This is a genomic window from Halospina sp. K52047b (assembly GCF_008709855.1).
Classification (GTDB): Bacteria; Pseudomonadota; Gammaproteobacteria; order Pseudomonadales; family Oleiphilaceae; genus Halospina; species Halospina utahensis_B.
Genome location: NZ_VYJH01000016.1, coordinates 57,642 through 67,685, shown reverse-complemented (window position 1 = coordinate 67,685; position 10,044 = coordinate 57,642). Strand labels below are relative to the sequence as shown.

Annotated in this window: 8 protein-coding genes, 1 tRNA gene and 1 pseudogene; 7 read left to right on the top strand and 3 right to left on the bottom strand. The window is 60.6% G+C overall.

All coding sequences use genetic code 11. The features are described 5' to 3' along the window. Both F3089_RS15135 and F3089_RS16095 read left to right on the top strand, forming a co-directional pair. A partial coding sequence (locus F3089_RS15135) for a DUF4351 domain-containing protein (RefSeq protein WP_151441616.1) occupies positions 1–282 on the top strand: 282 nt, incomplete at its 5' end. Continuing rightward, positions 225–425, top strand: a pseudogene (locus F3089_RS16095) (nucleotidyltransferase substrate binding protein); the annotation flags it as partial. The gene F3089_RS15135 and the pseudogene F3089_RS16095, both read left to right, overlap by 58 nt. 73 nt (positions 426–498) lie before the next feature. Here F3089_RS16095 and F3089_RS16090 read toward each other — a convergent pair. Beyond that, positions 499–1,626: an HD-GYP domain-containing protein gene (locus tag F3089_RS16090; protein ID WP_225741791.1), complete on the bottom strand. Its 1,128-nt coding sequence runs from the start codon at positions 1,624–1,626 to the stop codon at positions 499–501. Positions 1,627–1,927: 301 nt separating this feature from the next. On the opposite strand from F3089_RS16090, the gene F3089_RS15120 reads away from it, so the two are divergent. From F3089_RS15120 to F3089_RS15110, 3 genes are read left to right on the top strand one after another with little or no spacing between them, the layout of a single operon-like run. Beyond that, the gene (locus tag F3089_RS15120) at positions 1,928–3,529 is read left to right on the top strand and encodes a flagellin N-terminal helical domain-containing protein (RefSeq protein WP_151441614.1); all 1,602 of its coding nucleotides are present in this window, start codon (positions 1,928–1,930) and stop codon (positions 3,527–3,529) included. A 35-nt stretch (positions 3,530–3,564) separates the two neighbouring features. Next, complete coding sequence (locus F3089_RS15115) at positions 3,565–5,757, top strand: flagellin N-terminal helical domain-containing protein (RefSeq protein WP_151441613.1); 2,193 nt, start codon at positions 3,565–3,567, stop codon at positions 5,755–5,757. 41 nt (positions 5,758–5,798) lie between these two features. Next, the gene (locus F3089_RS15110) at positions 5,799–7,802 is read left to right on the top strand and encodes a class I SAM-dependent methyltransferase (RefSeq protein WP_151441612.1); all 2,004 of its coding nucleotides are present in this window, start codon (positions 5,799–5,801) and stop codon (positions 7,800–7,802) included. Here F3089_RS15110 and F3089_RS15105 read toward each other — a convergent pair. Then, positions 7,787–8,407 carry a TIGR04282 family arsenosugar biosynthesis glycosyltransferase gene (locus tag F3089_RS15105; RefSeq protein ID WP_151441611.1) on the bottom strand — a complete coding sequence of 207 codons (621 nt, stop codon included), beginning with the start codon at positions 8,405–8,407 and terminating at the stop codon, positions 7,787–7,789. The genes F3089_RS15110 and F3089_RS15105 overlap by 16 nt on opposite strands. A 27-nt stretch (positions 8,408–8,434) precedes the next feature. Then, on the bottom strand, positions 8,435–9,109 hold the full coding sequence (locus F3089_RS15100; RefSeq protein ID WP_225741790.1) for a TIGR04283 family arsenosugar biosynthesis glycosyltransferase: 675 nt from the start codon (positions 9,107–9,109) through the stop codon (positions 8,435–8,437). Between the two features lie 112 nt (positions 9,110–9,221). On the opposite strand from F3089_RS15100, the gene F3089_RS15095 reads away from it, so the two are divergent. Together F3089_RS15095 and F3089_RS15090 are read left to right on the top strand one after the other, a co-directional pair. Then, positions 9,222–9,298, top strand: a tRNA-Arg gene (locus F3089_RS15095). A 78-nt stretch (positions 9,299–9,376) separates the two neighbouring features. Beyond that, the gene (locus tag F3089_RS15090; protein ID WP_095617797.1) at positions 9,377–10,033 is read left to right on the top strand and encodes a hypothetical protein; all 657 of its coding nucleotides are present in this window, start codon (positions 9,377–9,379) and stop codon (positions 10,031–10,033) included. Positions 10,034–10,044: the final 11 nt, after the last annotated feature.

The following is a 10,044-nucleotide window of genomic DNA, read 5'->3' as shown; positions in this document are numbered from 1 at the left end:
GATAATGAACGTATGGAATATGAACAGAGATTCCCACAGGAGAGTAATGTTATGACCGGCATCGTTGGACGAGCGCGGGATGAAGGCATTCAGCAGGGGATTTTACAGGGCCAGGCGGAGGGCGAGCGTGCCCTTCTGGCAAAACAACTTCAACGCCGCTTTGGCGTGCTTGATCCGGAGACAAAGCAAAGACTCTATGACGCTACCACCGATGAACTGGAAAGATGGGGCGAGAATGTGCTGGAAGCTCAAACGCTAGAAGAAGTGTTTGCGCGGCACTGAGAGAGGACGACTCTCTCCCAGAGGCGGTCTGGACGGCCCACTGCCATAATTTTCACGTTAAAAAGCAGGGCGTCATTCAGGCGTTTGAACCTACCTACGAACTGAGCTGGAAACTGCTCCAGGACTATCTACGCTGCCAGGGTTACGAACACCTAACCGGCTTGAGGGAATGGCGGGCCCTTCGTTGCTGGAGGTGCGGGATAGCGACAGCTCCTTTCAGCGAAGCAGCCGGGCCAGATCCAGCGACGGCCGAGGTTCCGTCACCACGGTCTGTTCGACCAGGGAATGCGTGCCGTCATCGCGCCGCAGGATGGGATCCAGGTAGAAGTGCCCCTGCGGGTTGGCCACGCAGAGCATCTCCAGTGGCCGTTCGCCCAGGGCCCGTTTCGCCACCACTGCCGTCTCACCGTTCTTGAGCTGGATGAGTGCACCGGGAGGGTGAATGGTCAGGGTGTTGTAGAGCGCCCTGTAGTGGGCCTTGTTCGGATCCTGCCGGGCCACATCCAGAAGGTATCGCAGGGCGTCGTCCGTACGGTAGCGGTCACGATAAGCCCGACGGGTGATCAGTGCTACATAGCGTTCCGCCATGGCCAGGATACGCGCAGGCTGGCTGATGGCCTTGCCCCTGAGCCCGTTGGGGTAACCGGAGCCATCCCACTCCTCATGATGCTGGCGAATGACCGTAGTGATCGGTTCATCCGCCACCCCGGCCGCCGTCAGAACCTCCGCACTGCGCTCCGGATGCCGGCGGATGATGGCCCGCTGCTGCTCTGACAGTGTATTGCGCGAAGCATTCAACCGGTCCTGGAACGGCATCAGCGCAATGTTGGCGCTCAAGGCTGCGGCCACCAGCTGCTGCAGAGCCTCCTCCTCATAACCGAGTTCACTTCCCACAAACCAGCACAGGAATGCGTAGAACAGCGTCTGCTCATGAACACTGGGCCGGGCGGCGTACACATGGATCAGCGCCAGGCAGGCCTCCGGATTGCTCATGCCCGCAAGCCGGACCCGTTGAACCAGATCCATCAGCCGCTGACGGGCATCCTTCTGACCCCGTGCCAGCGCATCCAGCGCGCGCTCCAGAGCCACCAGCAGGAAGCCATACTCAGTAAAGGGGTCTATAGGGTTGAGCGAGTCCACGGCTGCGGCCTCGGATATCAGAACCTCCTCCAGTCGCTCCGGAGGGTGGTAATACCCCTGCGCCCGGAACCGCTCGCATTCGCCTTCGGTCTGGATCACATGCCCCTGGGGAGCAAGCTGTCGGTACGACGCGTTGTAAAGCGGCCACAGCAGTGGCCGCCCTACTTCAAGCAGATCCGGCGCAACCTGAACGGGTTGGCTCATCACAACTGAATCCTTGTTCATCATTCCCGGGCAATGGCGTGAAGTCTAGCGCATAAAGACCGCACACGGCGACCCCGAAAAAGCGGCAAAAGCCTGCCAGAAAGCCGGCACATCTGCCGCAGAACCATCCCTATATGCCCCAGACCCTATCCATTTTTTATTTTATAAACAGAAAGATGAAACCGAAAATCCAGAATTGGCACACCCTTCGCTTAACCGGCCTCAGCAGAACAATCTTTGATCGAACCAGTGCCGACACCGGCAATGCCCGGCCGGCAGAGAGAAGGCGGAGGAAAAAGCCATGCCTCAGGTCATTAACACCAACATCGCGTCGCTTAACGCCCAGCGGAACCTGAATGAGACCCAGGGGAATGCCAACACGGCCCTGGAACGCCTGTCTTCTGGCCTAAGAATTAACTCAGCCAAGGACGATGCCGCTGGACTTGCCATTTCCGAACGCTTCACGGCCCAGATCAACGGCCTGAACCAGGCAGTCCGGAACGCCAACGACGGCACTTCCCTTGCTCAGGTGACAGAAGGCGCACTTGGGGAATCTGCTAACGCATTACAGCGGATCCGCGAACTTGCAATCCAGTCTGCTAACGCCACCAACTCCCAGTCTGACCGGGATGCGCTGCAGGCGGAGGTTTCTCAGCTCAAGGAAGAGATTGACCGGATTGCGACTCAGACCGAGTTCAACGGGCTGCGGGTTCTGGATGGCAGTTACGTGGACCAACAATACCAAGTCGGGGCCAATGCTAATCAAACGATTGGTATATCGATCGATAGTGCGCGGGCTAATGAAATGGGCTCTGTCGTCAATACGGCAGGGACAGAAGACCGATTCGGCGCTGAGACACTTGGGACTGCTACCAATGGGACCAACGGATCTGCACCAACTGATATCCAAACCTACAGCGGTGTGAATGATTCTGCTCTCGAACCTTCAGACCTCAGTATCAACGGTGAGCCCATAGCAAGTTCAGACCGATTTGCTGGTACCTTGCCTGGCCAAGAGGGCGACAGTGCTTACGCCAAAGCAGCGGCCATCAATGGCAGTAGCATTGATGGCGTAACCGCACTCGCTGAGACACAGAAAAGTATTCAGGGTATCGGCTCAGACAACGCTCAACTTGCCAGTTTCACTGATCCAGATAGCGATGACTCCGCCTCATATGTGCTCGAGGTGAATGAAACTCGGGTTTTGGAAACGAACCTCAACCCAGGGGACTCGATTTCACTTCAAAAGGCGGCTGACAGCATCAACCAATCGACCGACACCACGGGCGTAAGAGCAGAAATTGACACCAACGGCGAGTTGCTCCTGACGGCCGATGATGGCAGAAACATCAAACTCAATGAGGAAATGAACATTACCGATGGTGGCGGTGGTGGCACGGGCCAGTCCACAATTACATCCGCTTTCCAGGATGGCTTTCAGCAGGACGCAGGAAGTGATGCATCTGTTAGCAACACCTATGAATATGGCGGCCAGATCACGCTGCAATCTCTGGAAAATGTCGATCTGACCGGTGATACCAGCAAGATTGGCTTTGATACCAACCTGATTCAGGTAAGCGAAGACAAGAACGTTGCCACAATCGATATTTCAGACGTTGAAGGTGCCAACGAAGCCATCCTGTCAGTGGATGCCGCGCTCCAGAAAATCAACGGTATCCGCGCCGACCTGGGTGCTGTCCAAAATCGCTTCGAAAGCACCATCGCCAACCTGAGTGAGTCATCGGTTAACCTTGAATCCGCCCGTTCGCGCATCCAGGACGCGGACTTCGCCAAGGAATCGGCCGAGCTCTCGCGCACCCAAACCCTGCAGCAGGCCGGTCTTTCGGTCCTGTCACAGGCCAACCAGCGGCCGCAGCAGGTGCTGCAGCTGATCCAGGGTTAAGCGAAGCCGGTGGCTACTACGGGAGACGGTGAGCGATGAGCCAGATCATCAACTCCAATATTCCGTCGCTGCAGACGCAGCGCAATCTTGAGCGGAGCCAGGACCAGTACCAGCAGGCACTGGAGCGGCTCTCATCGGGGTTGCGGATCAATGGGTCCGGGGATGATCCCTCGGGTATCGCCGTTTCCACCCGATTCCAGTCCCAGATCCAGGGGCTCAACCAAGCCGTTCGCAATGCCAATGACGGCATCTCCCTGGCCCAGACGGCTGAAGGAGCGCTCGGCAGTATGTCCGAGAGCCTCCAGCGCATCCGGGAACTGGCCCTGCAGTCCGCCAACGCGACCAATACGGCTCAGGACCGCGAGGCTCTGAACCAGGAGGTTCAGCAGCTCAAGGCGGAAATCAGCCGTATATCAGAGGACACGGATTTTAACGGCACCAAGCTGTTGGACGGCTCCTTCGCCCAAACGTTCTTCCAGATCGGCGCCAATGATGGTGAGACCATAGACTTGGGGTTGGTCGGCTCAACGCTGGACAACCTTGGCAGCGCGCCGGATGACGGTCTCACCTCCACTGCCACCGATGCGGAAATGGACAAAGGCGATCTGCGAATCAACGGAACTGTGATCGATGCGCCTGCTGCTCGCAATGACGATACGTCTTATGCCAAGCAGAGCCAGAGTGCCATTGCCCGCGCTGCGGCGGTTAATGATCAGACCCGGTTTACTGGTGTCAGCGCACAGGCCAACGCAACGACATTGGCTGGAACCGACATGACGGCCATCAACTATGAAGATCTCCCAGCTGATAACGTTTCTCTGAACCTCAACGGAGTTTCGCTCACAATTAACGGCACCAACAACGCACCACCGGGAGAAACTGTCGAGCAGGCTCTTTCCCGTATTACGGAAACCATTAATGGTAAAACCGAAAATACGGGTGTTGAAGCGAGCTTCAGCGGCGACCTTGAAGACGGCATCCAGCTGGTTGCCGAGGATGGCCGTAATATCACATTGGATTTCGGCAGCAATACCGGCATATCGGATGGCACTGCCAGTGGCAACACCATCAATAACGATGACCTTTCCGCGAGGCTTGGTCTTCAGGCAACCGATGGTGATTCCGAGACCTTCCGTGGCACTTACACCCTGATCTCCGAAGACGGCAGCGATATTCAACTGGATTCGGACGGCGATATCAGCGATGCCGGCTTCCAGCAGGGCACCTACAGCGGCACCAACAGTGGTGCTTCCAGTGAGATCGTTTCCGATAAACCGATAAGGAACAATAACGGGAACATCGATCTGATCCTAAACGGAGTCAAAATCCGTGGCAGTGAGGCGGACGATGACACGGCCTCACCGGAGGACACCGGCCGCAATACCAGCGCCATCGCCAAGGCAGCAGCCATCAATGCCCACTCAGAGGAAACCGGTGTAACCGCCAGTGCCAACCCGACCGTACTCACAGGCGACAACCTCGCGGGCCAGAGTGACAATGGCAATGACGCGAACGGCAGCTTCGAGATCAACGGTACCTCCATTGACGTAAGCTTTGAGGGCGACGCAACAGTGGAAGAGCGCCAGAAAGCCATTGTGGGCGCCGTAAATGCCCGCTCCGGCACAACCGGCGTCCGGGCCGAAGCCTTCACCAACAGCAATGATGAACCAAGGTTCCGACTCATTGCGGAAGATGGCCGCAACGTTGCGGTAAGCGACTTCGACGTCCCGAATTACAGTGAGGGGGACTTCGGGTTTGGTGACAAAGCCGACAACACCGGGGTTGGCAGTGGTCAGATCCAGCGGAGCTCCATCGCCCTCGAATCCGCCGGCAGCATCCAGATCGAGACCGACGGTGATCCCTCCAGGGCCGGCTTCGACATCGGCACTTACGGTAACGATGAAGAAAGCCAGCTCATGCGCTACGTGGACATCTCGACCACTGAGGGCGCCAATGAAGCCATCGTCGCGGTGGATAACGCCCTGGCCCAGGTGAACAGCCAGCGGGCGGAGCTGGGTGCGACCCAGAACCGCTTTGAATCGGCGATCAGTAACCAGCGAACGGCAACCAACAACCTGGAATCCGCCAATTCCCGAATCGTGGATGCGGATTTCGCGAAGGAAAGCTCGGAACTTTCACGGGCACAGGTCCTGCAGCAGGCGGGCCTGTCCATTCTATCCCAGGCCAACCAGCAGCCCCAGCAGGTGCTGCAGCTGCTGCAGGGCTGAACCGGAACAACACCAACGGAATAACGAGTTAAGGGGGCAACATGCAGGCGCAGACCCAGCTGGAACAGGTAACCCGCGAACAGGAAGCGGCCATGGCCCGTCGCCTGCTTCAGGCGAATGAGCTCTACCGTTTTGCCAACAGCCCGGGGACAGAGCCGGCCATGCGCGGCCACGCCCGCCAGCAGGTGCGCGAAGCCCTGGATGTGGTTCTCGGTGCCCAGCCGGAACACCCGGAGGCCCTGAACCTCCTCGGCCGTGTCGCCATGGACGAGGGGCGCCTCGAGGAGGCCGGCGAGGTGTTGGGCCGGGCCCGGGTTGCAGCTCCGGATTCCGGCCAGGTTCTGGCCAACCTGGGCTATCTTGCGCTGATGCGTGAGGAGGCGGAACAGGCCGAAGCTCTGTTTGACGAAGCCCTGACCCATGAGCGCCAGTCCGCCCCTGCCTTCGCCGGTAAGGCCCACGCCCTGCGCCAGCAACAGCGGTTCGATCAGGCCTACCTGCATTACCGCACGCTGCTCGATCACGGCGCTGAATGGGATTCCGTCTACGCCGGCATGCTCGAATGCGCTCGCCACCTGGACGTGCACCAGGCCGACAGCGCCCTTGCACAGGATGCCATCCGCCTCCTTTCCCACCCTGGCCTGCCCCACCAGGAGCTGAGCCGCTTCGTCACCAACCTGCTGCGCCAGCAGTACGCGCAGGAAATGGCGCCGGGCGACTGGTTGCTGGATGCGGTCTGCGCGGACGAACTCCTGCTGCTGGCACTGGAAACCACACTGCTGGCGGACGCCGAGCTGGAAAAGCTGATCACCCATGCCCGCCGTGCCCTCCTGCTGGAGGTGCGCGACACCGGCGAGCTCTACGAATCCCGCCAGCGCCTGGCCATGGCCCTGAGCCGCTACGCCACACGCACCGGCTTCGCCCAGGTGGTTTCGGAGGAGGAAGACGCCTTCATCCGGGAGCTGGACGCGAACCTCAAGGTGGAACTGCGGGACGGGTTCCAGCCGGAGGAAGTCGCCGCCGGGCTGATCATGCGCAGCCTCTACGGCGCTCTCTTCCACCAGAGCTATGCCCAGCACATCGGTCGTCTCGCCCTGGCGGACTGGCCGGAGGGCATGCAGCCACTGATGGCGGAGACCTATTACCACAAGGCCGATGAAGAAGCCTACAAGCAGCAGTTCCAGGAGAAGCAGGACGAGCTGGCCCTGGCGCGCGCGGACCTGCCCCACGCCTGGCCCTGCTGGCATAACCTGCGCATCCACCATGAGCAGCCGCTCAAGCAGGAACTGGAACAGAGCCTGGGCATCGACACCAGCGCCTGGCCCGAGACCGTGCGCATTCTGGTGATCGGCGCAGGCTCCGGCCAGCACGCCATGGAACTGGCGAACTACTTCACGGACGTGGAGGTGGTCGCGGTGGATGAGAACCTGGCGGGCCTGGCCCACGGCAACCGCCTGGCACAGGAGAAAGGCCTGCAGAACATTGTGTTCTGGCCCTATTCACTGGCCACGCGTTTCATCCAGGACGGCAACCAGGTGCAGATGGTGGAAATCCGCCAGCTGCCGTCAGAGGGCCATGACGGCACACCCATCAAGACGCTCGCCCAGCAGGCGCTGGGCAGCGGCGGGCTGCTGCACATCCACACCGGTGAGCACGGCGCCAGCCGTGTAGATGTGGCACTGCGCCGGATGATGGAGCGCCACAGACTGCAGCCGACCACGGAGACACTGCGGCGCCTGCGCCGGATGATCCTGAACAACCCGCAGCATGAGGCCTACCAGGAACTGCTGAACGAGCCGGATTTCTACGCCACGGCCGGGTGCCGCAAGCGCTGGTTCTTCCCGGAGGACGGCAACCAGCTTCACGCGCTGATGGACAACCTCAGCAGTGAGGTGGACTGGAAGCTTCTTCGGGCCCGGGATACGGACGGCGCCAACCTGGCAACAGCACCAGTGGTGAAACAGCTCCAGGCCCAGGCCTTCGGTGCCGGTACCCAGAGCCTGGTGGGCCAGGGGCTGAGCCTGTACTTTCAGCGCAGGCGCTGAAAGCGCGCCCAGTCCTCGGGTTCGTCCACATCCCAGAGGGGCTCCAGGTATTCCACCCGGAGCCCTTTTTCGTGGAGAGCCGCCTGGGTCTGCGCCAGCGCCTGCTCACTGCCCCAGGCCGGCCCTTCAAGCATGCCCGGCACTGATCGCTTTGCGCCGATCAGGACAAAGCCCCCGTCGTTCGAGGGGCCAATCACCACATCCGCCGTTTCCAGCGTCTGCGCCGCCCTTCTGACGTAATCCGGCGTGACCGCTGGGCAATCACTGCCCACGATCATGCCCGCGCCGGCATGGGCAATGGCCTCATCCAGCGCGTTGGCCATGCGCTCTCCAAGATCCGTGCCCTGCTGGACCCGCTGCGGAATCCCTCCCTTGCGCAGGCGCAGGAGAATGCCTTCAGCCTCAATGGGAGTCTCCGTCATATCCCGGTCCCACCAGAACGTCAGCGGGTAACCGCTGTCCATCAGGTTCCTGAGAACCGTGTCCGTCAGAACAATGTGGGCTTCCAGTGCCTTGCGCTCTCCCAACTCGGCCGCAAGACGGGTTTTGACCTGGCCTTTCTGGGGCCACTTGGCGAACTGCATCAACGCAGGTTGGTACTGCATTATTGTTATTCCCTGTTCCGCTCCATGTCAGCTGCGATAGCGCCGGGCCAGTGTCTCAGGGTCGGTTCCCCGCCAATAGGCCCAGCGCAACCGCCACATGAATACGATGGTACGCCAGGCACCGTTCACCTCCCAGCGACGGCTGTCCGTGATTACCGAAGCCCGAATGCAGTAGGGGCGGGAATGGCGGCGCAGTGTTTTGCTCAACGCCACGTCCTCCATCAGCGGGATGGGCTCGTACCCGCCCACCTGCTCGAACAGGCTGCGGCGCACGACAATGGCCTGATCTCCGGTCGCAACGCCGGTCAGCCGCGAGCGCTGGTTCATGAACCAGGCGATCACCCGGAACAGCGGGCGGTTGCCGGAAAGGCGCACATCAAAACGCCCCCAGAGCCGATCACTGGCGGCGAATCGCTCCAGCCACTGCAGCGCATTGGCAGGGAGCCGGGTGTCCGCATGCAGGAACAGCAGCAGCTCACCGGTAGCCGCTGACGCCCCCGCGTTCATCTGGTTCGCACGCCCTCTGGGAGCGCTAATCCACCGGTCGAAGCAATCGCCAGCCGCCTCGTGGGTACCGTCTTCACTGCCCCCATCCGCCAGGATCACCTCACAGCCAGCGACCCGGAGCGGCTGCAGCGCGGCCAGTGTGGCCCCGATGCCCGCGGCCTCATTGAGCACCGGCATAATGATGGAAATCCGCAAGCTTACCCCCGGAAACGGACGAAAAGAGGGGCAGTCTAGGCCGGCCCGGTCACCACCGGCAACAACATGATTTGATGCCGGATGCAGAGCCCGCTACCATACGCACCTCTCCGCCCCTGTAGCTCAGCAGGATAGAGCGACGCCCTCCTAAGGCGTAGGTCGCAGGTTCGAATCCTGCCGGGGGCACCATATTCTGGCCTGAATCCTGCATACCCCTGCCCGTGAACGACGGAAAACCGGCAAACCTCTGCCAGGAGTGAACCGATCATGGGTATTCTGGATGCGGCACTGAACTTCGGGGCCCGGGCCATTCAGGGCACTGAGACCAGCGGGGCGCAGCAGAAAGCACCGCAGCAGGCCCCTGGGAGCGAGCCCGCGCCGGCCAAGACGGCGACCTCCATTGCCGACGAACGCGTGACGCTGCAAGACCGTGGTGGCAGCAATGTCAGCCTGGCGGATCTGCCCATGCAGGAGTTCAAGAATGCTGTGGCGCGGGACAGTGGTTTTGTGAAGGAAACCATCGGCACCAAGCTTCAGGAGCTGGAGGTGGATCTTGGCACCCGGATGGCGGTGCGGCGCAACAATCTGGGGGACATCGAGATGGAAGCCCAGATTCCCCAGGAGACCCGGGACCGCATCGAGAACGACCTCAACCAGAACCGGGCCTTCAAGGCCGCTTTCAACCGCCTGAGCACCAACCAGCCCACGGTGGAGTATCTGGAGAACGTCTCACGCATCTCCCAGGCCTACGGGGAAGGCAATTCCATGCTGGAGAGTCTTGTAAGCGAAAGCCCGGAGAACAACCGCCTCCAGGACATTGCCCACCGCTACCAGGAACTGCGCAAGCAGGTCATGACCGATGAATCCGGCCAGGGTCAGGATCCGGCGGCCGGCTTCGAGATCCGCTTCAACCAGCCGGCCTGACCGGCTTCATT